General features: G+C 47.3%; 15 protein-coding genes and 3 pseudogenes. 12 read left to right on the top strand and 6 right to left on the bottom strand.

The annotated features are described in order from the left end of the window. The first annotated feature begins 10 nt into the window (after nt 1–10). The 8 genes and pseudogenes from QUB68_RS23090 (at nt 11) to QUB68_RS23055 (ending at nt 9,502) form a co-directional block, all read left to right on the top strand. Nucleotides 11–1,540: a UDP-N-acetylmuramoyl-L-alanyl-D-glutamate--2,6-diaminopimelate ligase gene (locus QUB68_RS23090; protein ID WP_332996816.1), complete on the top strand. Its 1,530-nt coding sequence runs from the start codon at nt 11–13 to the stop codon at nt 1,538–1,540. A gap of 436 nt (nt 1,541–1,976) precedes the next feature. Then, nucleotides 1,977–2,978 carry a hypothetical protein gene (locus QUB68_RS23085; RefSeq protein WP_332996814.1) on the top strand — a complete coding sequence of 334 codons (1,002 nt, stop codon included), beginning with the start codon at nt 1,977–1,979 and terminating at the stop codon, nt 2,976–2,978. Between the two features lie 242 nt (nt 2,979–3,220). Continuing rightward, nucleotides 3,221–3,448, top strand: a pseudogene (locus QUB68_RS23080) (serine/threonine protein kinase); the annotation flags it as partial. Nucleotides 3,449–3,560: 112 nt separating this feature from the next. Beyond that, nucleotides 3,561–4,704 (top strand): annotated as a pseudogene (locus tag QUB68_RS23075) (RNA-guided endonuclease InsQ/TnpB family protein). A 70-nt stretch (nt 4,705–4,774) separates the two neighbouring features. After that, complete coding sequence (locus tag QUB68_RS23070) at nt 4,775–4,993, top strand: hypothetical protein (protein WP_332996810.1); 219 nt, start codon at nt 4,775–4,777, stop codon at nt 4,991–4,993. Next, nucleotides 4,984–5,352 (top strand): annotated as a pseudogene (locus QUB68_RS23065) (sensor histidine kinase); the annotation flags it as partial. The gene QUB68_RS23070 and the pseudogene QUB68_RS23065, both read left to right, overlap by 10 nt. Nucleotides 5,353–5,449: 97 nt before the next feature. Further along, nucleotides 5,450–8,212: a hybrid sensor histidine kinase/response regulator gene (locus tag QUB68_RS23060; RefSeq protein ID WP_332996806.1), complete on the top strand. Its 2,763-nt coding sequence runs from the start codon at nt 5,450–5,452 to the stop codon at nt 8,210–8,212. Between the two features lie 18 nt (nt 8,213–8,230). Beyond that, a complete protein-coding gene (locus tag QUB68_RS23055) occupies nt 8,231–9,502 on the top strand; it encodes a hybrid sensor histidine kinase/response regulator (RefSeq protein WP_332996804.1) in 1,272 nt (423 codons plus the stop codon). Nucleotides 9,503–9,611: 109 nt separating this feature from the next. Here the strand turns inward: QUB68_RS23055 and QUB68_RS23050 are convergent, their stop codons facing one another. Further along, nucleotides 9,612–11,177, bottom strand: a complete 1,566-nt coding sequence (locus QUB68_RS23050; RefSeq protein WP_332996802.1) for a sensor histidine kinase — start codon at nt 11,175–11,177, stop codon at nt 9,612–9,614. 279 nt (nt 11,178–11,456) lie between these two features. On the opposite strand from QUB68_RS23050, the gene QUB68_RS23045 reads away from it, so the two are divergent. Then, nucleotides 11,457–12,863, top strand: a complete 1,407-nt coding sequence (locus tag QUB68_RS23045; RefSeq protein ID WP_332996800.1) for a TldD/PmbA family protein — start codon at nt 11,457–11,459, stop codon at nt 12,861–12,863. A 319-nt stretch (nt 12,864–13,182) separates the two neighbouring features. On the opposite strand, the gene patX is transcribed toward QUB68_RS23045, so the two are convergent. Together patX and coaE are read right to left on the bottom strand one after the other, a co-directional pair. Then, entirely contained in the window at nt 13,183–13,386 is a 204-nt protein-coding gene (gene patX, locus QUB68_RS23040; RefSeq protein ID WP_442923116.1) for a heterocyst-inhibiting protein PatX, read from the bottom strand. Between the two features lie 405 nt (nt 13,387–13,791). After that, nucleotides 13,792–14,541: a dephospho-CoA kinase gene (gene coaE, locus QUB68_RS23035; RefSeq protein WP_332996796.1), complete on the bottom strand. Its 750-nt coding sequence runs from the start codon at nt 14,539–14,541 to the stop codon at nt 13,792–13,794. A gap of 206 nt (nt 14,542–14,747) precedes the next feature. Between coaE and QUB68_RS23030 the strand changes: the two genes are divergently transcribed. The 3 genes from QUB68_RS23030 to QUB68_RS23020 are packed head-to-tail and all read left to right on the top strand — an operon-like array spanning nt 14,748 to nt 21,256. Then, on the top strand, nt 14,748–19,904 hold the full coding sequence (locus tag QUB68_RS23030) for a CHAT domain-containing protein (RefSeq protein WP_332996794.1): 5,157 nt from the start codon (nt 14,748–14,750) through the stop codon (nt 19,902–19,904). A 38-nt stretch (nt 19,905–19,942) separates the two neighbouring features. Beyond that, nucleotides 19,943–20,527 carry a YdeI/OmpD-associated family protein gene (locus tag QUB68_RS23025; RefSeq protein WP_332996792.1) on the top strand — a complete coding sequence of 195 codons (585 nt, stop codon included), beginning with the start codon at nt 19,943–19,945 and terminating at the stop codon, nt 20,525–20,527. Nucleotides 20,528–20,563: 36 nt separating this feature from the next. After that, nucleotides 20,564–21,256 carry an SDR family NAD(P)-dependent oxidoreductase gene (locus tag QUB68_RS23020; protein ID WP_332996790.1) on the top strand — a complete coding sequence of 231 codons (693 nt, stop codon included), beginning with the start codon at nt 20,564–20,566 and terminating at the stop codon, nt 21,254–21,256. Nucleotides 21,257–21,433: 177 nt separating this feature from the next. Here QUB68_RS23020 and QUB68_RS23015 read toward each other — a convergent pair whose 3' ends face one another. From QUB68_RS23015 to QUB68_RS23005, 3 genes are all read right to left on the bottom strand, one after another. Next, the gene (locus tag QUB68_RS23015; RefSeq protein ID WP_332996788.1) at nt 21,434–22,066 is read right to left on the bottom strand and encodes a restriction endonuclease subunit R; all 633 of its coding nucleotides are present in this window, start codon (nt 22,064–22,066) and stop codon (nt 21,434–21,436) included. A 12-nt stretch (nt 22,067–22,078) separates the two neighbouring features. Then, nucleotides 22,079–22,657, bottom strand: a complete 579-nt coding sequence (locus QUB68_RS23010) for a Uma2 family endonuclease (RefSeq protein WP_332996786.1) — start codon at nt 22,655–22,657, stop codon at nt 22,079–22,081. Between the two features lie 147 nt (nt 22,658–22,804). Continuing rightward, entirely contained in the window at nt 22,805–23,986 is a 1,182-nt protein-coding gene (locus QUB68_RS23005; protein WP_332996783.1) for a tetratricopeptide repeat-containing serine protease family protein, read from the bottom strand. Nucleotides 23,987–24,082 lie beyond the last annotated feature (96 nt).

The following is a 24,082-nucleotide window of genomic DNA, read 5'->3' as shown; positions in this document are numbered from 1 at the left end:
AGTGATCGACATGAATTTAAGAGAATTATTAGCAGCAATTCCCGGCATTTCCTTTGACGCCCAACATCTGGCCCTCGATGCCGAAGTCAAGGGTTTATCGACTAATTCCCACGCTTGTGGGGCGGGAGATTTGTTTTTGGGAATGCCGGGAACTCGCGTAGACGGAGGAGATTTTTGGCAAAGCGCGATCGCCAGCGGTGCAATTGCCGCCATAATTTCCACCCAAGCAGCCGAGAAAACACCCCCCCAACCCCCCCTTAGCAAGGGGGGGCTAAAAAAGCTTCCCTGCGTTATTCCAGTGGCTGATATGGCTCAAGTTTGCGGTCGCATAGCAACCGCATTTTACGACAATCCAGCTAACAAATTAAAACTTGTCGGCGTCACCGGCACTAACGGCAAAACTACAACAACTCATTTAATCGAATTTTTGCTCAATCAAATGCAGTTGCCGGCCGCAATTTTCGGCACGCTTTACACTCGCTGGCCCGGCTTCCAACAAACTGCACTTTACACTACACCTTTTGCGGTTGACCTGCAAAAACAACTAGCAGAAGCTGTAGCAGCCGGATGCAAACACGGCGTGATGGAAGTCAGTTCTCACGCTTTAGCGCAGCAGCGAGTTTTGGGGTGTACTTTTGAAGTTGCTGTGTTTACAAACTTGACTCAAGATCATCTCGATTATCACCGCGATATGGAAGATTATTTTGAGGCTAAATCGCTTTTATTTGGTTCGGATTACCTCAAAAATCGCGCTGTAATTAATATTGACGACTCCTACGGACGGCGGATTGTTGAAACTCTCAAATCTGACCGAGTTTGGAGTTACAGCACTAGCGACAAAACGGCTGATTTGTATGCTTCAGATTTACAATATCAGCCCAATGGAGTTAAGGGACTGCTGCACACTCCCAAGGGCGAAACTGCTTTTGTTTTGCCTTTAGTCGGTCAGTTCAATTTATCAAATATGTTGGCTGCTGTCGGTGCTGTTTTGGAATTAGGTTTAGATTTGTCCGCAATTGTGGAGAAATTATCTCAGTTTTCGGGAGTGCCGGGACGGATGGAACGAGTGCAAATTAGTCCCGACCAAGATATTAGCGTCATTGTGGATTACGCGCACACTCCTGACAGTTTAGAGAACTTGTTGAAGGCTTCGCGGCCGTTTATTTCGGGTCAAATGATTTGTGTGTTTGGTTGCGGCGGCGATCGCGATCGCACGAAACGCCCAATTATGGGTAAAATCGTGGCAGAGTTGGCCGACTTAGCTGTTGTTACTTCCGACAATCCACGCACCGAAAATCCCGATCGCATTTTAGAAGACGTTCTAGCAGGCATTCCCGCCACCGTAAAGCCCGTCGTGATGTGCGATCGCAGCGCAGCAATTCGTACTGCTATCATGGACGCTAAACCCGGAGATGGCGTGCTGATTGCAGGAAAAGGACACGAAGATTATCAGATTTTGGGCACCGAAAAAGTCCATTTTGACGATCGAGAACAAGCCCGAAATGCCCTGAAAGAAAGAATCAACGGGGTCAGCAGTTAGTTAACAGAATACCCAGAACCCCGACTTCTTAAAAAAGTTGGGGTTCTAACAGCAACCAATCACAAATAACACTTAACAAATAACAATTAACAAATAAAACATAATAAATCAGTAATTATACTCAGATAAAATTTGATTGGCACAATTATAATTGTATAAAACACTTTAACAAAAATAGCGATGGTCATGATCTAAATCACTCAATATAGCGGTTCTCAAGCGTGGTGAGGATAGCCCATAGCCCATAGCCCATAGCCCTATGCCCTATGCCCTATGCCCTATGCCGTTCGCGTACCTCATCTTTCTGAGAAAGGCTATATCACATTCGAGATCACATTCAATCTGCTCTTAACATCAATATCATCGCAGACATCGCATCTGTAACCAACAAAACAAATTATCGCAATCAAACTCTTACGGAGTCAACACTAAATCCATGACTAATTATCCCTATTTGGTTCACTCCACATCATTCGATCCTCTGTCACCTTCGGTAGACTTATCTGTTTCATTTGCTCAAAAATATATGCAGCAGATGAAAGGCCCTGCCCCAGGATCTGCTGGTGAGGATCGCTTTGTCGATCGACGACGTGCCGGAATGGCAAAAAGAATGTTGGACTCACTGCGTTCTGTGAGCGCAAAATCCTGGACTAAAACAGATAATTTGCTGGCGCAAGAGTTAGTTAATCACGGAATTGATGGCGATCTCATTGATCCCTGGCAGATTTCTGGTGGCATTCATAAAGTCTACAAGTTTGCGATCGAAGCCTATGCTCAGCAACTACCACCCTATAGTATTGTCACCAAAGTCAGCCCAGTTCTCGGTGAAGTCCGAAAGCAAGTCACAGCAATTGATCCCCGCGTCCTGGGCTTTGTAGCCATGCAGTATCACTACACTGGAATACAGTTGATGGACTTGCTCCCCGACGGCGAGCAGGAGAACTTTCTTAACTACGTCAAGATTCTCGACGATCATCTGTATATGCCACTGCAACGCGCCTACCAAGCCGCGGCGAATCATCCACCGGATTCGGTGGCGGTACAATCGGTACGGGTACTGATTCCGACGATGACCAAGATTTCTGAACGGGTGGTCGATCGGGTGAATCAACTATACCCACGCTATCGTTGTCATTCTGGGCCTCTCAACAGCCCACATATCCGCACATCCAGCATCCGCGATGTCGAGATGTTTCAAGTCTATATGTGGGTTTGTCTCCTGGAACGCAATCTACACGCCCTAGAGACGGAACTGTTTCCGCTGTGCGTGATGATTTACCCTAAACTCAATGTCAGTTGGGAACTTGTCAGCCAAATGACTCACTTACTGCGCAAGGAAATTTGTGCCTGTCTGTCACCAGAACAAGCGAAGTATTGCGAACCCTTCTACGAGATTCTGCGCCGTATGTTTTCAGCGGAAGTTTTTCCGAATGCTTGATACCGCTCGACAGCAGTAGTCTCTCAAACTCTGATAAGTGGCTGAAAGTTCATCTCGTAAGGATTTCTGGTAATCTGGTTGTAAAGCTCAAAAAGGTATGCCCCGAAATATCTTGCGGGTTCATGACTTGTTGAGAGTCTAGGGTCGGCAAACACGATCTAGCGCCTGGATAAATCAAATCAAGGGGGAAATTATAGTGAAAACGATCGTACAAAATACTTTAACAAAAAAGAGCGATCGCTATGATAGAACTAACTGGCTATCAAATTCTCGATCGCATTTACTCAGGGACTCGCACCCTAGTTTATCGCGGAACTCGCCTCTGCGATCAAACACCCGTCATCATCAAAGTCTTGCGGAGCGAGTATCCCAGCTTCAGCGAACTGGTGCAATTTCGCAATCAGTACACGATCGCCAAAAACCTAAATTTACCCGGAATCATCCAAACCTACAGCTTAGAACCCTACCAAAAATTTGGGGTTAGAGCCTCCCCCTTCAAGGGGGACTTTCTCCGAATTCTGACAGAGCGTTGAGTATTCCTATGACGAGCGATGCTCTTATAGGAACAGGAGGAATAGAAAAATGCTTGTTCTCGAATTCAAGGCTTACGCAAAACCAAATCAGTTTCAGTCGATCGATGAAGCGATTAGAATTTGTCAATTCATTCGCAATAAATCAATCCGGCTGTGGATGGATGGTGGTGCAAAATCTTGGTTCGATCTTTCTAAATATTGTGCAATTTGGGAAGAGAGAATTTGACTTTGCTAATAAGTTAGGTGCAATGGCTCGACAGGCAAGTGCGGAGAGAGCATGGGCTAGTATTTCCCGTTTTTACGATCATGTCAAAAAGGGCATTAAAGGTAAGAAGGTTGGTTTTCCTAAATTCCAAAAAGACTGTCGATCAGTTGAATATAAAACTAATTCTTGGAAGCTAGCAGAAGATAGGAAATCAATTACATTTACGGATAAGTGCTCCATTGGCAAGCTGAAGCTAAAAGGGACTCGCGATCTCAATTTCTACCAGCCAGACCAAATCAAACGAATTCGACTAATTAAACGAGCCGATGGATATTACGTCCAGTTTTGTATCCAAGTAGACCGAGTAGAACTCGTTCCAATGACAGGCAAAACGATTGGATTAGATGTGGGACTTAAAGAGTTTTACACTGATTCAAATGGCGAAATGGTTCCCAACCCTAGATTTCTGCGTAGAGGTGAAGCACGGTTAAAACGCGCTCAACGTCTTGTAAGCCGGAGAGTAAAAGGTGGTTTAAATCGCCGTAAAGCTAGAGTGATTTTAGGTAAGCGACATCTCAAAATAAGTAGACAATCGTATTGCACCATGTTGTTAAGTTAGCAAGGTGCGTAATCACATCAAACGATGTAGTAGTCTATGAAGATTTGAGAGTGTCTAACATGGTTAAAAACCACTGCGAGAGCAAAATCGATTAGCGATGCTTCTTGGTATCAGTTCAGAATGTTCTTAGAATATTTCGGAAAGGTATTTAGTCGGATTACCATTGCGGTAAATCCAGCTTACACAAGCCAAGAATGCAGCAGTTGTGGTGTTGTGGTCAAGAAATCTCTATCCACTCGAACCCATATTTGTCAGTGTGGGTGTGAGATGGACAGAGATCATAATGCCGCAATTAATATCCTAAATCGCGGGATAAGTACGACGGGGCACGTCGGAACTTCGATCCATTTGAAGATCGTGAACGCTTAGGGAGACTGGATCTCTCTCTTCAGGTGCAGCAATGTTCTTGAGTTAAGTCCGGTCTAAGAACTAAGAATCCTTGTGCGTTCACGCCAAGGAGTGTCAACAGAATGGCTATGCGTTGATTGTCGAAGACTTTGGGGGAATGTCTCTGAAGGAGTGGACGAGGCAAGGGGAAAGTCTACCCAATTTAATCGAGTTTTTCCAAATCGCGATCGACTTAAGCAATACATCAGATATACTTTACCGCCACCGCATCATTCACAAAGACATTAAACCCGCCAACATTTGTTTATGAATATTATCGCCAACCCGATCGATGCTTTGGATACAGCCGTTGGGCGAACCTTTGCCCAACTGCAAGCCAATCCTGCGCGAATAATGATTTGTACTGAAAGGTCGATCGACCTTTCAACCGTAGCAATTAGTATCAAAGATAATGGGCCTGGTCTATCTGACTCAGTGAGATTGCGGGTATTCGACCATTTGTTTACTACCAAAGAGGTTGGGAAAGGCACGGGATTGGGATTGGCGATCGCCCGTCAGATTGTAGTCGAAACCCACGTAGGAACTTTAGACGTAGAATCAACCCTAGGACAGGGTACAGAATTCATTATTCGTATTCCTACTCTGGAAATAGGCGATCGCCCTAATTGAGTTGTGACCTAAATTACAACAGAGTCATCAAAAACCGTATAAAAATATACTAGATAGACTCTTGTCTCTGACTTAACTTTTTCAAAGGAATACCAGTATGTCTTCCGCCGCCAAAAAGACTCGCGATCGCTATTTCATCTATGGTTTACCACTACGAGCATTGCTAGTCGTGCCATTTGTCCTGCAAATTTGCGTGGCGGTTGGTCTGACTGGATATTTATCCTTACGCAACGGACAACGCGCTGTCAACGACCTAGCTGCTCAGTTGCGTAATGAAGTAAGTAATCGCGTTGCTCAACATCTGGAAACCTATCTTACCGTGCCGGACAAAATTAACCAAGCAACCATTGATTCCTTCCAGTCTGGTTTGCTGAAGACTGATGATTTACCTAGCGTGGGGCGCTTTTTTTGGGGGCAAATGGCATTGTATGACGTGGCCTACATCAATTATGGGTTGCCCAACGGTCAATACGCAGGTGCAGGCATAAATCCTCAAGTCACTCAGCGGCAGATTATGATCAGTGAAATATCGCCGGCCACAGAAAATATTAACTACAATTTTACGGCCAATCAATGGGGCGATCGCATCAAACTTCTCAGAAAGGTTCCTGAATATGATTTTAGGGAAGAAGGTTGGTATCAAGTTGCGATGGAAGCCAGAAAGCCAGCCTGGGGTAAAATTTATGCTTGGAGTATTAATGATAAAACAGTCGTTTGTATCGGTAAAGGGCAGCCTGTATTCGATCGCAATCAAAACCTAATTGGCGCTGTTGGGGTTGATGTATTGGTATCTAGTATCAGTCAGTTTTTACGCAAGTTAAAGAGTAACGATGACAGCCGGATCTTGATCGTTGAACGAGATGGCACACTGGTAGCTACTTCGAGCAAAGAAAATTTTTATGAGCGTGTTGATAACAAGGTGAAGCGGCTCAAGGCGACTGAGAGCAAAGATCGTCGGGTTCAGGCTACTGCCCAATACTTAAAAACAAAGATGGGTAGCCTTGGTGTTACTCGGACAACTCAACAATTCGATTTTATCTTTAATAATGAAAAGCAGTTTGTCCAAGTTACGCCTTGGAAAGATGATCAGGGTCTAGATTGGCTGGTAATAATAACGGTTCCCGAATCTACGTTCATGGCACAGATCAATGCCAACACCCGCACCACGATTGTCTTGTGTTTGGCCGCCTTATGTGTAGCAACAGTGCTGGGAATTCTGACATCACGCTGGATTACAGCCCCGATTATCCGTCTCCAAAAAGCGAGTGAGGCGATCGCCACCGGAGACCTCGATCGCCCCGTGGAAGTAACAGGAATTAATGAATTAGAAGGATTGGCGCGATCGTTCAACCAAATGGCAGCACAGCTCAAAACCTCATTTACTGTACTCGAAGATCGCGTCGCAGAAAGGACTATGGAACTCCAACAGGCAAAGGAAACCGCCGATTCTGCCAATCAAGCCAAAAGCGAATTCCTTGCCAACATGAGCCACGAACTCCGCACACCCCTCAACGGCATCCTCGGCTACGCTCAGATTCTACAACGCAGCGAATCGATGAGCGAAAAAGGACGCAGTGGCGTCGATATCATCTATCAGTGTGGATCTCACCTACTGACTTTAATCAACGATATCCTTGACCTCTCTAAAATCGAAGCCGGTAAACTAGAAATCCATCCCGCCTCATTCTACTTTCCTTCCTTTCTCCAAGGCGTTGTAGAAATCAACTCTATTCGGGCAGAACAAAAAGGAATTACCTTCGAGTTCCTCCCAGATGATAACTTACCTATGGGAGTTCTTGCTGATGAAAAGCGTTTGCGTCAGGTATTAATTAATCTATTGGGTAATGCGATTAAATTCACCAATCAAGGCAGTGTCACGTTCCTAGTTGAGAGAGTCGAAGCAACTGAGAAACCAGATTTTTCTACCCTCCGTTTCTCGGTGAAAGATACCGGAGTTGGCATGAATCCAGAACAAGTAGAAAAAATTTTCTTGCCATTTGAACAGGTAGGTGATATCAAAAAAAAATCCGAAGGTACTGGATTAGGACTAGCAATTAGTCATAGAATTGTCTCGTTGATGGATAGTGAAATTAAAGTTAAGAGCATTTCAGCCGAAGGTAGCACCTTTTCTTTTGAAGTGGAATTGCCCGAAGTTAGGGATTGGGCTGCGGCTTCGAGAGTTGTGTCACAAGGGGCGATCGTAGGCTATGCTGGCGTTCGACGCAAAATTTTATTGATCGATGACCGCTGGGAAAACCGTTCGGTGTTGCTCAATCTTTTGGAACCAATTGGTTTTACAATTATTGAAGCTAGTAACGGACAAGAAGGACTGGAGCAAGTTTTACAGACAGCACCGGATTTGATTATTACCGATTTGGCAATGCCAGTTATGGATGGGTTTGAGTTTTTGCAGAAATTGCGATCGCGAAGCGACTCCGAAGGAGTATCGCATCCAGAACTACAACATCACATCGTGCTGGTTTCTTCGGCCAGTGTGTTCGATCTCGATCGCCACAATAGCATTAAAGCCGGCGGCAATGATTTCTTACCCAAACCCATTCAAGCTGAAACCTTGCTAGAACAAGTGCAAAAATATTTAGAGTTAGACTGGATTTACGAAGAGAAGAAAGGCAAGCAACTAAATGAGCTTGATGTCGCTCAAGAAATTAAACCACCATCTCACGCTATATTAACCCAACTTTCTCAACTAGCCCAAGTCGGCGATCTAGATGGGGTAATGGAAATTGCAGACCAAATCCCAGATGGGGAGACAACTGCTTTTTTCCAAAAACTGATCCAGCTTGCGGAGGCCTGCGAACTACAACAGCTACGGGCATTTATTCAGCAATATCTCGCTTAATCTGTAGCAGTAGAAACTATGCCTAACTCAACCAATCCTTTTATTTTGATTGTGGATGACAATGCAGCTAACTTGTCTGTCCTCTCCAAAACCTTGAAATCAGAAAACTACAAAGTTCGCATGGCAGTGGATGGCGAAGAAGCCCTAGCTATGGTGGCCTATGCTCACCCAGATCTAATTTTACTCGACGTGCAAATGCCCAAAATGGACGGTTTTGAAGCCTGCCGCCGCCTCCAAGCAAACCCGGATACCAAAGGTATCCCAGTAATTTTCATGACGGCTTTAGCAGATACCGAGAATAAAATCAAAGGCTTGTCCTTGGGGGCGGTGGACTACATTACCAAACCTTTTGAGCCGGAGGAAGTATTAGCCAGGGTGAATGTTCACTGGCGCCTCAAGCAACTCACTGACACCTTAGAACAACGAGTGGCAGAACGTACTCATGACTTGCAGAAAGCTCAATTGCAATTGGTGCAGCAAGAAAAACTCTCCACCCTAGGACAACTGGTAGCGGGCGTTGCCCATGAAATCAACAATCCTATTGCTTGTGTGGTGGGTAATGTCAATGCTGTGCAAGATAGCATCAATGATTTATTTGTTTTGATTGATTTATATCGTCAACAATTCCCCCAGCCCGGCGCGACAATTGAGGCAGAGCTACACACGATCGATCTAGAATATCTGCGGGAAGATTTGCCCAAACTGGTTAAATCCATGAAGGATGGGGGCGATCGCATCGTATCTATTAGTAAAAGCCTCCGCATTTTTTCCCGTGCTGATAGCGATCAAAAGCAGAAATTTGACCTCCATGAAGGTATCGATAGCACCGTGCTAATCTTGCGTCATCGCCTTAAGGCTAACGACCGTCCAGCTATTGAAGTGATTACTAACTATGGTGATGTGCCAGCAATTAATTGTTTTCCCGGTCAATTAAATCAAGTTTTTATGAATATTATTGCTAACGCGATCGATGCTTTGGATGCAGCGAGCGTTGGGCGAACCTATGTGCAGTTAGAGGCCGATCCGGGGCGAATTATCATTTATACTCAAATGTCGATCGACCTTTCAACCGTAGCAATTCGTATCAAAGATAACGGCCCCGGTATGCCCGAGTCAGTAAGATTGCGGATATTCGACCATTTGTTTACTACCAAAGAGGTTGGGAAAGGCACTGGATTGGGATTGGCGATCGCCAAGTCGATCGTTGAAGAAAAACATGGGGGTAAACTGAGTTGTATTTCTGCATTGGGAGAAGGAACGGAGTTTGTCATTGAGATTTTAATGGATTAAAAATCTTGACTTTTAAATAAGGTTTGTACTGAGGACTAAAGTCCTCAGATTTATGCGGACTAAAGTCCTCACTACAAACCAATTTTGTTGTGGAGCGGGCATAATATGACTATTGCAGCGGCAAAAATACTGTCATCACCTCACCCTTTTGGGGCCGTTGGCGAATTACCAACTTCCCGCCAGCAGCCCGAAATAAATTCTTAGTCACGCTCAAATTTAAGCTCAAACTTCCCGTCTCCGGCTGTACCATCAACAAAGGCCCGATCGATCGCAAAGGAGCATTCGCCGATGCAAAAGTCGATGCGCCATTACCTTCCGATAAATGTTCCGATTCCAACTGCAACTTTAACTGATCGCCCGCCAAAGTCACCTCCACCTGAATGCGGCTCCCCGATCGCAAAGTGCGAGTAAAATTCTCAATCAAATTAGTTAAAACCTGATCCAACATCGTCGGATCGCTGACTACCGCAGGCAACTTTTGCGGCACAATAACTTCTAAAGTGTGGTTGCGCTGACTTGCCTGTTTTTGCCAGCGCGGAATGCTATTTTGCAGCACTTCACCGAGGGACATCGCTGTTAGGTGCACCCCAGAATTTTTGGCTTGCGACATTTCCATTTCTACGGCGCGGAAAATTAAACCGAAGCGATCGATCTGAGCGGTACACTCAGCATCAATGGTTTCCAAGCGCTTCACCACCACTGCATCGAGTTTGGGGCGTTTCAGCAGCAATCGAGTCAGAGTGCGGATGGTGGCCAAAGGAGTGCGGACTTCGTGGGCGATCGCCTGTAGCAATTCCACCTCTTTAGTCGCGAGAGGAATTGAAGACTTGCACTTGATATCTGGCCGGCCTTTGAAACTATTATCCAATCTTTCATCCTTTACCCTACCTGCTTCCTCTTTCCCGATCGGCAAATTATTCAACAACAAGCGGCTGAACAGCGTCACTGTTTTATAGTTTGGAGCAACAGGCAAAAACTGCTGGAACAGCGCGTCTAGTTTAGTAGAATTATTAGTTAATTGGCTCGCTGGCAAATTCAGACCGCCCTCAGAATTAGCAAGCAAAGAGTCACTTTCAGTCACCCGGCGCCGCAAAACTTCCCAAGCTTTGGCGACTACTTGCGGATCGAAAGAAAATAGAAAAGCCGGAATGCCCGCAGCATTTTCGCCTAAAACCATCACCAGACTAAAACTAGCAGTTAAAACCACACAAAACTGTTCGTTTGCCAAAGGATCGCCGATCGCCAAAGCCAGCGCAGGCGCAGCAGCAAGCGCAGATATTTGCTCCTGAGCAGCCGGCAGCAAAGCTAAAGTTTGTCTAGCACGAAAAGACCACAAAGCTGCATCGTTATCGGGAATACTGGTAAAAATCCAATTAGCAAAGCCCGAAGCCACAGCGGGCTCTGTCAAAACCGAAGACGGGCCCGACAAAACCAATCCCTGACAGGAATTAGGATTTGGGGAGAGACAGTGTTTTTGCTTGGCGAGCATTTGATTCAAAGTGGCGATCGCCCCATACCATTCGTGTTCCGCTTTCAGCCGAGAAGCCCCGCGGCTCCCCGGACACTTCGAGCGGCCATTTTCCCTGACAAACCTCGCATCAAAGGGACTGAGGTCATTTTCTAAAGCCTCGGAGGCTAAAATTTCGCTGATCGTCGGTAAAAAGTAAGTATTCACAGTAGTTATAAACCCACCTTCACCGGACATGAAGGATGAAGTATTTATGTATAGGAAATTTCAGGAGTAAGAAATCAAGCACCAGCAGGCTAGAAAAATCCCGCATAATTTCTGGCGCCTTGCTCCTAACTCACAGGATATCCACATTTGTCAACTATCGATATTGGCAGAACCGTACAAATAAGTCGCAATCTCCGCGCTTGGGGCGATATTTTGCACGAATCAACCCGATCGCCCCGGCAAAAGTGCAAAATGGATGCAGTTAAATAGTGCAAATTCATGCCCACCTCGATCGCCGACTCGAAAAATCTGCTGTCAGACTTAATGGCACGCTACCGCAACCAAGTCGATTATCTAGCAATTCGACTAGAAGAAGCCGAAGGAACCGACATCCTGCTGCGGGGCGAAAAAATTGAAACCCTCAGCGAAGGAGTCTCAATCGGAGGCCAAGTCCGAGCTTGTCACAAAGGCGGCTGGGGCTTTGCCAGTTTTAACCGACTTTCCACCCTCGCCGAAAGAATCGAAGAAGCCATCGCCGCGGCCAAACTGATCGGCGAAGAAGAAACGATTCTCGCGCCAGTTACACCCGTACAGGACATTTGCTTCCTACCGTTGACAGGAACAGACCCCCGTTTGGTGCCGCTAATTGAGAAAAAGCAATTGTGCGATCGCTACGCAGCCATTTTGCGTAGCATAGACCCCCGCATTGCCACCATCTCCGTGCGCTACGGCGACAGCACCCAGCGCATCATCCTCGCCACCTCCGAAGGAACCATGCTCGAACAAGGCTGGGCAGACATGGAAATGCGCTTTGCCGCCACCGCCCGCTGCGGGGAAACCGTACAAACCGGCCGCGAAACCACAGGTTCCCGGAAAGCTTACGAAGATTTAACCGAACTTGACACCCAAGTTCGCAGCGCCGCCCAGCGCGCCGTAGATTCCCTAGCCTTGCCCCCCGTCCAAGGCAATACCTACACCGTCGTCATCGACCCAATACTCAGCGGATTGTTCGTCCACGAAGCCTTCGGACACCTTTCCGAAGCGGACATGGCCTACGAAAATCCCGACATTTTGGAAATTATGACCCTCGGCCGCCAGTTTGGCCCCAAAAATTTGCAAATTTTCGACGGTGCAGCGCCAGAGGGACACCGAGGCAGCTATTTCTACGACGATGAAGGGACTCCGGCGACTACTACTCAGTTGATTAAAGACGGTGCTTTAGTCGGGCGGCTGCACTCGCGGGAAACTGCGGGCAAGTTGGGAGAAACGCCTACTGGTAACGCTCGCTGTTTAAATTATCACTATCCGCCGATCGTCCGCATGACGAATACTTGGATCGAACGGGGTGACACGCCTGTTGCTGACTTATTTTCTGGGATCGAAGAAGGTGTTTATGCGCGCAATTGGCAAGGCGGCATGACTAACGGCGAAATGTTTACTTTCAGCGCCGGTGAAGCTTGGATGATCCGCGACGGGAAACTGGACAATCCGGTGCGGGATGTAACTCTTTCGGGTAATGTTTTCAGCACTTTAGCGGATATTGAGGCGATCGGCGACGATTTCTACTGGGATGAATCCGGCGGCTGCGGCAAGGGAGGACAAAGCGGTTTACCCGTGGGCTGCGGTGGCCCGAGTTTGCGGATTCGCGATGTCGTGGTTGGCGGCGAAGCTCCGGCAGAAGATTAAAGCTGCAAAAGTTTAAAAAATAAAGGTAAAGCGCCAGATTCCTACTCGCGCTTTACCTTTATTTTTTGAGTGCAACATTTCGCGCCCGTTTGTGGTGTCTGATATCTTGAGGACGCTTGGCAGAAAAACCTGCCAAGCCAAAAATTAGGTTTTGATTCGTCAAATACGGCTAAAAAATCGGTTTTTTGGTACTCAGTGCCTAAATCCTGAATTATGGGATCGAAATCTTCAAGTTTTCTCCTCCTCTCCCAATTTTCCACTCTCTCATTCTCCCCATATCCCCCTAATTTCCAACAGACAACAATCATTTTTTTCGGGTTTATCTCCTCCCGGTACCTGGTTCTGGCGCTACATCTTTATCGGTATCTGCGTAAAAAATCTGAGTGTCGGCTAGAGCGGTGATAATTTCGGGAACAGAGCTGTCTCGAGCAAAAAAGGTCGATCGAGTTTCAATGCTTTGAGCCTTAACTGCGGTGCCGCTCAGTAACAGGCTTGACATCAGGATAGAAGAGTAGAGGCGCATCATAGAGTTCCGTGTCGTATTTTCCACTTCTTGATACACAGCTTCTACTCTGCTATCAGGCTAAAAAAAATGAATTGTGGCGAAACCATCAATTAGTAATTGACGGCACCTGCAATTTTTTTGATTTTTCGTCAAAACGGGGTGAAACCCCTCATTTAGCTCGCTTGTTCGCTCATAAGTTCGAGTTGCCTGCTGTTTGCGGGCAACAAGCAGAATTTAACCCCTGCAATCCTCTTTAAATGCTCTTCAAACCAGGAAACGAAAACCGCAAATTGTAAATTTTTACGGCTCTTCAGATTAACTTCATAATTTATTGATATGAGGACGCAACCATTCAAGAATTGCGCGCAGGGATTATAGAAATCAGTTTTCAACCGATATCGCCAGTTAATCTCAAATCAAAAATCAAAAATCGAAAATGGAAAATCGACTGACTTGCGCATCTATTTGTAGGAACAAGGAGTCGAGGGTTGACGAGTTGTCCAAAACAACATCAGCTTGTTGGCACTTTTGAGTTAGTGACATCTGGGCGTTAATTCGGGCCGACGCTCGATCGCAATTCAAGCCGTCTCGCTGCATCAGCCGTTGTAACTGCACTGCGGGCGAACAGTACACCACCCAAATTTCTGTACACAAATCAGTCATGTTAGCTTCAAACAGCAGCGGCACTACCAAAACCAAAGTTAACGTGTCAGTCGTGGCGCAGAAACCGGGTTTTTTTTCAACAATACTTCGTTCTAGCTCGTGATAACGGTGAAAAAACCCGGTTTCTTGAGTTTTTGTACCTAAGTCCTGTGTGTTTTGGGATACATGACTTAATGCAGCAATGCAGCTTTGAGTTTCCTCAACAAATCGGCGGCGCACGTAAGGGTGAATCTGTTGTTCCAACCACTGACGCTCGGCTGGGTTACAAAAAATAATATTTCCCAACTCTGGCCGATTTAAATTGCCGTCGGGGAGCAAAATATCAGCGCCGTATCGTTCTACAATAGAGTCCAGTATTGGCGAACCTGGGTGCACAGCTTCGCGGGCGTAAATATCGGCATCTAAAATCGGAAATCCACAGGTATCTGTCAGATAATTAGATATAGCGGTTTTTCCGGTGGCGATGCCCCCAGTTAAACCGATGGTATGGACAATTATTCGATCGCTCATAATTTTCTGGCGTTTAAAATTCCTGTGTTTCGACACTTACTGTCAGTCTTTGCTATGTTGGTGACACAATCAAATTTAGACTTAAAATTTAAGATTTGCGATCGAGAGTTAGCGTTAGGAATTGTCAGCATAGGGGTGCGATCGACTCTTTTTCACCTAAAATCTCCATTTAAAACTCGAATTAAGGTCTAGATCGAGGCAAACTTATGAATGCTCAACGTGCTGTGCGATCGATTCTGGCAGCAATTCCCCTTGCCGGATTTTTGATATTAGATTTTTTACCCAACCTGGTTTTCTTCAAAGAAAATAGCAGCGGATGGGTGATTGTGGCAATTTATCCCCAATCTCAAATTGCCGCGGCCGGGCCGATTGTTCCAGCCCCAGACGGCACCAGAACCACCGTCACCGCCCCGGGTACAGGGTCGCCCCCTCACTACGACATTAAAGGCGGCACACCCTCGGGAGACGGAGCAAATCTGTTTCACAGTTTTACTCGATTCGGTCTAAATTCTGGCGAAACTGCCAATTTTATCTCCAACCCAAACATTAAAAATATCCTCGGCCGCGTTGTCGGCGGCGATGCTTCCTTAATTAACGGTCTAATTCAAGTTAGCGGTGGCAATTCTAACTTGTACCTGATGAACCCCGCAGGGATTATTTTCGGCACAAATGCCCGACTCGACGTGTCGGGGTCTTTTTTGGCTACCACTGCTAGCGGTATCGGTTTTGACAGTGGCTGGTTTAACGGTACGGGGGCGAACAACTACGCGGCACTCGTCGGCACACCTAACACTTTTGCTTTTGGTTCGCAGTCGGGGAGTATTGTCAATGCTGGTGACTTGGCTGTGGGAACCGGGCAGAGTTTGACTTTGGTGGGTGGTACGGTCATCAGTACGGGGCAACTTTCAGCGCCTGGGGGTCAAATTACGGTGGCGGCGGTTCCGGGCGAAAATCTGGTGCGGTTGAGTCAAAATGGGCTGTTGCTGAGTTTAGAAGTTTCTCCGGTAGCCACGGTTCCCGGTTCGGAAGCTTTGCCCTTTTCTGGGCTAAGTTTGCCCAGGCTGCTGTCTGGCCCTGGCGTGGCTCACGCTACTGGTATAACTACGAACGCTCAAGGTGAAGTTGTACTGACGGGCGGTCAAACTGTGGCCGCAGGTGCTGGAACTGCGCTGGTATCGGGTGCTGCGGATGTGTCTGCCCGATCGGGCGCGGGAGGAAACATCAACGTGTTGGGGGACAAGGTAGGGCTGTTGGCAGCGAAGATTGATGCTTCCGGGCCAGGTGGCGGCGGCACGGTGCGGATCGGGGGAGATTACCGCGGCGAGGGAACTGTGCCGAATGCGGCGATGACTTATGTGGATGGCAAAAGTTCGATCGCAGCCAACGCCACTCAATCAGGCAACGGCGGCAGAGTTTTTGTCTGGGCGGACAACACAACAGCATTTTTGGGCAGCATCAGCGCGACGGGCGTTTCTGCAACTCCCAGCAGCGGTGTTGGCGGGTTTGTGGAAGTTTCGGGGAAGCAAAGATTGATTTTTAACGGGACTGTTGATACCTCCGGGACAAACGGTTTGGGGACTTTGCTGTTAGATCCGGAGAATATTTTAATTACAGATTCGGCTGAAGCGGCGGGCGATGCGGCAATTATTGCTAACAGTAATATTTTGGCAGCCGGAACTCCAGCAGGACAGCAAAACAATTCCGATCCTTCGCTGACAATTTCGGCCTTAGCTTTGGAAAGTATGTCGGCGACGGCAAATGTGGTTCTGGAAGCGCTCAACGATATTAAAATTGCTGATTTGGCAGACAATAATTTGAGCTTTCGAGCAACTACTGGTTCGGTGACATTGAGAGCAGATGCCGATCGCAATGGTGCGGGTGTTTTTTCGATGAATGCTAGAGATACAATTAGCACTCAGGGTGGTGCGATCGCCATTTCGGGCAACCAAATTACGGCGGGCAATTTGTCGAGCAACGGCGGAAATATTAGTTTGATTAGTCCGGGAACAACGGTTGCGAATAATATTTCTGCATCCAATCCGAACACCGGTAGCAGCGGAAATATTCTGCTCGAAGGCTTGAACGTCACGGCAGAGAAAGTTGATGCTAGTGGCTCTAAATCGACGGGAAATGTAACTCTGACGGCTCGAAGTGTTCTGGGAGTGAGCTTCGTCGCAGGCGGTTCGGGAAATATTACTTTGACTGGTAATGAAATTAACTTGACAGGTGACAAAAATTCGGTCAGCGGTACTGGCTTTTTGGTACTGCAACCTTGGAACCCTGGTCAAAATATTGCGATCGGCGGTTCAGCAGATGTCGGCACTAATATTTATTTGAATCTGACGGCAAACGAACTCGGAAGTTTGCAAAATGGGTTTGCTGGAATTACGATCGGCAGCAGCAACGGTAGCGGTGCGATTTTGATTGCTAACGATTTTACATTTTATGACCCGCTAATTATTCAATCGCCGGCGGGTTTGGGAACAATTACTACCAGAAGTTCCCTCAGAGGGTTCGATAATGCCTCAATTACTCTGAAAGCTGACGGTAATATTGGCACTGGAAATATCACTACCAACAATCAAGGAATTCGCATCAATAGCAAAACGGGCAATGTCACCACCGGTCAGCTACGCACTGGAACAGCCCCCAGGATTAGCACTTCTCTCAATTCTTCCCAAGTGCCGCGCTCGGCGGGGGATGTTAGTGTTACCGCAGAGGGCACGGTGAATGCAGGGCAGATCGACACGAAAGGCGATCGCGCGGGCAACGTGACGCTGACTGGCCGCGGCGGAGTTACTGCCGGGGCGATCGAAGCTGGCGGCTCGCAAACAGGGGGAAATATTACTCTGACGGGCAATGAAATTGACTTGACGGGCGGCAATAATTCGATCGCCAGCAACGGCAATCTGGTGCTGCAACCGGCAGATCCGGCTCAAAATATTACTATTGCCGGTGCTGCTGATACCGGGGCTTTGGACTTGACTGCGGCGAAATTGAATTCGCTGCGGAACGGGTTTGCTTCCGTAGCGATCGGGCGTGCTGATGGCAGCGGGCTGATAAGTATTGCTGGGTCAACAACAGCGCCAAATTCAACGCCAAATTCAACGCCAAATTCAACGCCAGTGGCGGCGGTGACATTTCAAGATCCGACGACGCTGCGATCGCCCAATGGTACTGGTGCGATCGTGGGCACGGGTGCGATCGTCGGCATTGATAACGCCTCGATCGCTCTGATGGGCGGTACTGTTAACGTCGGAGACATTACCTCGAATGCGGGGATTAACATCACTAGCAGTCAGGGTAACGTGACGACTGGTGTTGTTTCATCTCGATCGGCTTCCGGGGCAGCGGGTGATATCAACATCCGCAGCGCCGGTGCGGTAGCAGCGGGCAATGTCAATGCTTTCGGTGCCATTCGCGGCGGAGATATCTCGATCGCAGCGCCGGGGCGGATCGTGACAGGGGTGATTAATTCGGGTTCGGAGTCGGGAAAGGCCGGATCGAGCAAGATTACCGGCCAGAAAGATGTTGAAGTTGTTTCGATTAAAGCTCGCGGCAATACGGGCGGCGATGTGGCAATCGATGCTGGGGGAGCGTTTCTGGCTGCGGGAACGGGAACGACTGCCGATCGTGCCTCCAGCGTTAGCATTTCTACAGACGGGCTGGTGCGATCGGGTTCGCTGACTCTGTTACAAAGCACTTGCGCGTCGGGAAATTGCACGGCGACGACGACTGTGGCGACGGGAAACTCGAAGTCTAACCCTGCTACCCCAACTACTACCGGGCAACTGCTGAGCGTGCCGAGTCCAGCACCAACTGCGACGGTGGTACTAAAAACGACAGGCAATTCTCCACAAATTGTCACTCAGACTCCCGCAGTGTCTGAGCCCAAGATCGATACCGCAAATGTATCTCCAGGAGGGACTGCTACGCCTGTTGAGGTGCGGTCGAGTGAGACTGCGGCCGGGTCGGTACTGCTGTCGCCGTCGGTGTTAAAAGACAATCGGGCTGCGCCTGCGGGGACAGAAAACGGCGGCGCGACTACGGCACAGAAGCCCGCGAGTGGTGGAAATGCAGAAAGTGTAGGAAGTTTGAGGTTTCCTGAGATTGCTCGATCGAGTGCGATCGGGCAAATCAGTCCGATCGACGCAGTGCAGCAAAGGGATAGAGTTCAGGGCCGAGAATTTGAACGTTACTTTGGCGGCAATCTCGGTCAAAAGTCAATCACGCAGCAAAGTATTCGAGATACTCTCAGCAGCGTCAATAGCTTGACGGGAGTTAAACCCGCGATTGTTTATGTGTGGGCAAAAGAGAACCATTTAGAACTTGTGCTGTTATTGCCAGATGGCAAAAATGTTTTTAAAACTGTGTCGGCAAGTCGCGAGACTGTGCTGCAAGTTGCTAAAGAATTTACGAATGCTATCCGAACTCCCAGAAGATTGAATGCTACTGATTACAAGGAACCTGCCGAGGAACTTTACCAGTGGTTAATTGCACCGCTGCAACCGGAATTGGAGGCTAACAAGATTGATACCTTGGTGTTTTCGATGGATGCCGGTTTGCGAACTTTGCCTTTGGCTGCTCTGTTTGACGGCAAACAGTTTTTGGTGGAAAAGTACAGTTTGGGGCTGATTCCCAGTTTGAGTTTGACTGATACTCGCTATGCCGATGTTAAAACTTCGGAAGTTTTGGCGATGGGTGCGTCGAAATTTCCCGAAAAATACGATCAAAATCCTCTGCCTGCGGTGCCGCTGGAAATATCGACAATTGTGGGCAAGATTTGGCCTGGTTCGTCTTTTCTCAACGAAGCTTTTACTCTGGCAAATTTGAAGGATAAGCGCAATCAACCGCAATACAAAATTATTCACTTAGCTACTCACGGCGATTTTCAGCCTGGTGGGGCGGAGAATTCTTACATTCAGTTTTGGGATACTAAGTTGCGGTTAAATCAGTTGGATCAGTTGAAGTTATCTAATCCGCAGGTGGAGTTGTTGGTTTTGAGTGCGTGTACTACGGCTGTGGGTGACGAACAAGCTGAGTTGGGGTTTGCGGGGTTGGCGGTGCACGCTGGGGTAAAATCGGCTTTGGCGAGTTTGTGGTATGTGTCAGATGCTGGTACTTTGGGGCTGATGACTGAGTTTTACCAGCAGTTACGCACCGCACCGATTAAGGCTGAAGCCTTGCGCCAAGCGCAGTTGGCGATGCTGCGGGGGGAAGTGCGCTTGCAGGATGGTTATTTGGTGCGATCGGGCAACAATCAAGCTCTGCCTTTGCCGTCGGAGTTGGCCGCCAGGGGCGATCGCAATTTGTCGCATCCTTATTATTGGGCTGCTTTTACGATGATCGGTTCGCCTTGGTAATCTTGGTAATATAGTTTTGGTTAAATCTCTTTGCTGTTATGCCGAAATTTGAAGACCAACTCGATATAGTTTATGCTAGCGATCGCGCTTGCTGGAGGCAATGGTTGGATCAAAACTCTGGAAAGGCGATCGGAGTTTGGCTGGTTTACTACAAAGTCAAAAGTGGCATACCAAGCGTGCGATACAGCGAAGCAGTCAAAGAAGCACTTTGCTTTGGTTGGATTGACAGCAAAGTCAAATCCTTGGATGCAGAGAGTTACCAACAAATCTTCACGCCTCGAAAACCAAAAAGCGTCTGGTCAAAATTGAACAAGCAATATATCGCAGAATTAATCGCCGAAGGGAAGATGACGGAAGCTGGGTTAGAAAAAATTATAGCAGCCAAACAAGATGGCTCATGGACAAGCTTAGATTTGATTGAAGCATTAGTGATTCCAGCGGACTTAAAACAAGCTTTAGAAACGGACGATGCTGCAAACAGAAACTTTGCAGCATTCAACAAAACAACTAAAAAAAATATCCTGTTGTGGATTCAAAGTTGTAAGCGCCCAGAGACGAGATTGAGCCGCATCGAGAAAACGATATGTGCGATCGCACAAAACAAAAATCCCTTGATTCGCTAGTATACCAGATCGAACTATACACTAAAAATTTAGAAAATGTTCCACACCATTCTTGTCGCAGGAGCAAGTCGCGGAATTGGGCTGGCGGTTGCCCAGCACCTCGCGCCGAAGTCTCGCCGTTTGCTAGCCGTATCCCGCACGCCTTCACCAATTGGCGAATGGATAAGTGCTGACTTGTCAGATTTGACTGGTGTTGAGACAGCAGTGCAGGCAATTAACAGCGATGTACTCGACGCCTTGCTGTACGTGGGAGGTACTTGGGAAACTAATGCTTTTACCAACCAATATTGTTTTGAAAACTGTTCGGATGAAGATATTGCACGAGTCATTGCTGTGAACTTGATTGCACCAATTCGACTGGTTAAGGGGCTGTTGCCTGCACTCAGGCGATCGGACAATCCGAAAATAGTGTTTATGGGCGCTTTGTCGGGGCGCGATAATTTCCCTGCCCGCGAGGTTGCAAATTCAGCATCCAAGTTTGGATTGCGAGGAGTGGTTCACGCGCTGCGGGAGGAATTGCGATCGCAACAAATAGGTGTCACCGTAATTAATCCGGGCAATGTGGGAACGCCGGAGGTACTGGGGGATCTGGAAGCGGAAGGAATGCTGGGCGGTCATGCAATTCCACTCGCTGACCTACTTTGTATTATCGACTGCGTGTTGTCCTTATCGCGTGCAACTTGCGTCAAAGAAATCGATTTACCTGCAATGCTTGGCACAGGGGCCTGATCGGGTGTGTAATATTATGTCCCCTTAATTACCCGCAATCAAAACGTTTCGTAGTAAGGACTTTAGCCATCAGAAAAACAAGGACTGAAGTCCTCACTACGAACCAATCTGTTCGATAGTAAGGACTTTAGCCATCAGAAAAACAAAGACTAAAGTCCTCACTACAAAGCAATTTCACTAATTGCTAGCTGCTATTTGACTCAAGCGTTTGAGGATGCGGAGCACGTCATATAAATTATTGGTGCGATTGCTAATTCCAAATAAATCAGATGTAGTATATCGCGGTGATTCTCCTGGCACTAATTTGACAAAGATGAAACTGCCACCTGTAGCAATCATGCCGTAGCTGGGTTTGTCGCGATTGGGATTTGCCAGCATATAAGCTAAGATTTGCGCCAGCCCAGCTTCGATGGAAAATGAAACTCGTTTTGATTCGATTACCATCAGCCAAAACTGGTCTTTCAAAACTAAAGTGTCGATGCTACCTTTGATGATTACCCCTTCGTCTTCTTCGGAAATTTCGACAGATTTTTCCGGTTTAATGTAGAAAGGATGCAGGTAAAACTCGCCGGCAAATAACAGTGGAGAGACGATCGACAAACTGATGGTTTTTTCCAGCATCGGCGGATACTCTAGCAAGTTGAAGTAACCCGCTTTGATCTGATCTAGCTGTCGTTTTTGAAAGTCGCTGATTTCTGGCAACTCGTCTTGCCATTCTCGAAAAAATTGGTCGTCTGTGACAAGTTGCAGGTCAAAAAGTGTTTTTAATTCTGCTAATGTGACATTTTTAGCTTGAATTGTTTGAACCATAATTTTAATTAATTAATTCCAAATTTTTTGCAAATTAAGCACAAATCCTGGCAAAACATTTTCCCCAGAAAGGGTTGGCGGAGATTGTAAAACTTCCACTTCTTGACCGGGGCGATAAATTTCTACTTCCCGTTTTTTGCGGTTAATCAGCCAACCCAAACGGCAGCCATTATCCATATATTCTTGCATTTTTTCCTGAGTCTTTTTCAGGCTGTCACTCGGAGAAAGAAACTCGATTACAAAATCAGGACATAAGGGGATAAATTTGTCTCTTTGTTCGGGTGTCAAAGCTTCCCACCGGGATTTCTCTACCCAAGACGCATCAGGAGAGCGATCGGCTTTACTGGGCAGAGTAAACCCTGTGGAGGAATCAAAGGCTTCGCCGAGTTCGGTTTGCTCGTTCCATATCCAGAGTTGAGCGCCTGCTGTTAAGTTTCGTTTCCCAGTTTCTCCTCCGGTTGGCGGCATGACGATTAATTCTCCGTTGGCGTTGCGTTCTAGTTTCAATTCTGGGTGTTCTTCGCACAGTTGGTAGAACTGTTCGGAAGTTATTTTAATAATGGAATTGAGGTTTAAGGTGATAGCAGTCATTGTTTTACCTGCTGTTTTTTTTAACCAAATCGCGATTTATGTACAGAGACTAAAGAAACCGGGTTTTTTTACATGGATTAAAGCTTTTGATGCAGTATTTTTGTAAAAAACCCGGTTTCAAGTGAGTCCATTTCTTAACTTCTAATTCTACTGCAATTGTTTGATTCTGTTGAGCGCGTCTTGATACGCACTGGTTCTGCCGCCTTGCTTGTAAAGTTCTGCTGCTTTTTGAAAGTCGGCAATTGCTTTCGGTTTGTCTTCTGCGGCCAGGTAAGCTAAGGCTCGGTTGTAGTGGGCGTCGGCAAAACCGGGATTGGCTGCGATCGCCTGCGTGTATGCTTGAATAGCAGTAGAACCGCGGGTGGGGTCGGAAATTACGGCGATCAGCGTGCGGGCGTTGCCGATATTGAAATGCAATTCTGGGGTGTTCTTGGGCTTGAAAGCGAGTGCTTTGTTGAAATCGGCGATCGCCTCCCAAGCATCTCCTCGATCTAACCGCGAAAGTCCTCGAAAATAATAGGCTTGGGCGTCTTGCGGATTGGCGGTGGATACCGGGCCGATGGTTGCGGGAGTATTATCTACTTTCAACTCGGATTTGTTGATTCCCGCCGCCACTAACTTGGCGATAAAAGTATTAATGGGAACTGCTGCATTAAATCCAGTTTTAATCGGGGCGACTTCGCCGGAACTGGTTTGAGCGAAACCGAATTCCCCTTGTCCGTGTAAACCGATGACTCGGCCTTCGGAGTCAAAAACTGGCCCGCCGCTCATACCGCTCCAAGTTACGGCTTGATACCGCAGAGTGTAACCTTCCGGGCGGTTGCGCGGGCGGCTGGTAACGAGTCCGGGAGACAGTTCGGGTTCTCGTTCGGCGCCGAAAAGTCCGCCGGTAGCGGGATAGCCGTAAACGAAGATTTGAGTGCCGATGACGGCTAGATCGGAATCTGCGATCGTCGCGACGGGATATTCTTCGGGACTTTCAAATTTGACTACTGCTAAATCGGGGTCTGTGGTGGTTGTTTGCAAGCGGGTGACTGCGGTGGCTTGATAGTTTTTGCCGATCGACGTGCGAACGGTATATTTCACGTCTGCCTTTTCTACAACGTGATTGACTGTTAAAACTGTGTAAGTTTTGCCATTTTTGGCAATAATTACGCCAGAACCGTCTCCTAGGGAACTATTAATTTGTACTGTCAGCGGCCCGGCAATGCTGGCGACTTCTTGGGGTGTTTTGGCGATCGCAGGCTGGCTGATGACTATGGTTAAGGCTGCGGTGGTTCCTGCTAGCAAGGTGCTTAAGGTGTCGAAACGAGAAAAATTTATATTCATGGTATTGGTAATTTGACGTAAAGGCGATCGGCTTTGTTATTTACTGATAATTTTACTCGCTTTTTTGTTCCGCGATTCCCTATGTCAATACTCAGT

It is taken from the genome of Microcoleus sp. A006_D1, from assembly GCF_036702805.1.
In the GTDB taxonomy this organism is placed as follows: domain Bacteria; phylum Cyanobacteriota; class Cyanobacteriia; order Cyanobacteriales; family Microcoleaceae; genus Microcoleus.
This window is presented reverse-complemented; position numbering and strand designations above follow the sequence as displayed.

Coding starts and splice junctions, on each gene's coding strand:
- coaE (WP_332996796.1), bottom strand. CDS start 14,541: ATGAGCGATCGAATAATTGTCCATACCATCGGTTTAACTGGGGGCATC.
- patX (WP_442923116.1), bottom strand. CDS start 13,386: ATGCGCCTCTACTCTTCTATCCTGATGTCAAGCCTGTTACTGAGCGGC.
- QUB68_RS23085 (WP_332996814.1), top strand. CDS start 1,977: ATGACTAATTATCCCTATTTGGTTCACTCCACATCATTCGATCCTCTG.
- QUB68_RS23060 (WP_332996806.1), top strand. CDS start 5,450: ATGTCTTCCGCCGCCAAAAAGACTCGCGATCGCTATTTCATCTATGGT.
- QUB68_RS23030 (WP_332996794.1), top strand. CDS start 14,748: ATGAATGCTCAACGTGCTGTGCGATCGATTCTGGCAGCAATTCCCCTT.
- QUB68_RS23090 (WP_332996816.1), top strand. CDS start 11: ATGAATTTAAGAGAATTATTAGCAGCAATTCCCGGCATTTCCTTTGAC.
- QUB68_RS23020 (WP_332996790.1), top strand. CDS start 20,564: ATGTTCCACACCATTCTTGTCGCAGGAGCAAGTCGCGGAATTGGGCTG.
- QUB68_RS23045 (WP_332996800.1), top strand. CDS start 11,457: ATGCCCACCTCGATCGCCGACTCGAAAAATCTGCTGTCAGACTTAATG.
- QUB68_RS23015 (WP_332996788.1), bottom strand. CDS start 22,066: ATGGTTCAAACAATTCAAGCTAAAAATGTCACATTAGCAGAATTAAAA.
- QUB68_RS23025 (WP_332996792.1), top strand. CDS start 19,943: ATGCCGAAATTTGAAGACCAACTCGATATAGTTTATGCTAGCGATCGC.
- QUB68_RS23005 (WP_332996783.1), bottom strand. CDS start 23,986: ATGAATATAAATTTTTCTCGTTTCGACACCTTAAGCACCTTGCTAGCA.
- QUB68_RS23055 (WP_332996804.1), top strand. CDS start 8,231: ATGCCTAACTCAACCAATCCTTTTATTTTGATTGTGGATGACAATGCA.
- QUB68_RS23010 (WP_332996786.1), bottom strand. CDS start 22,657: ATGACTGCTATCACCTTAAACCTCAATTCCATTATTAAAATAACTTCC.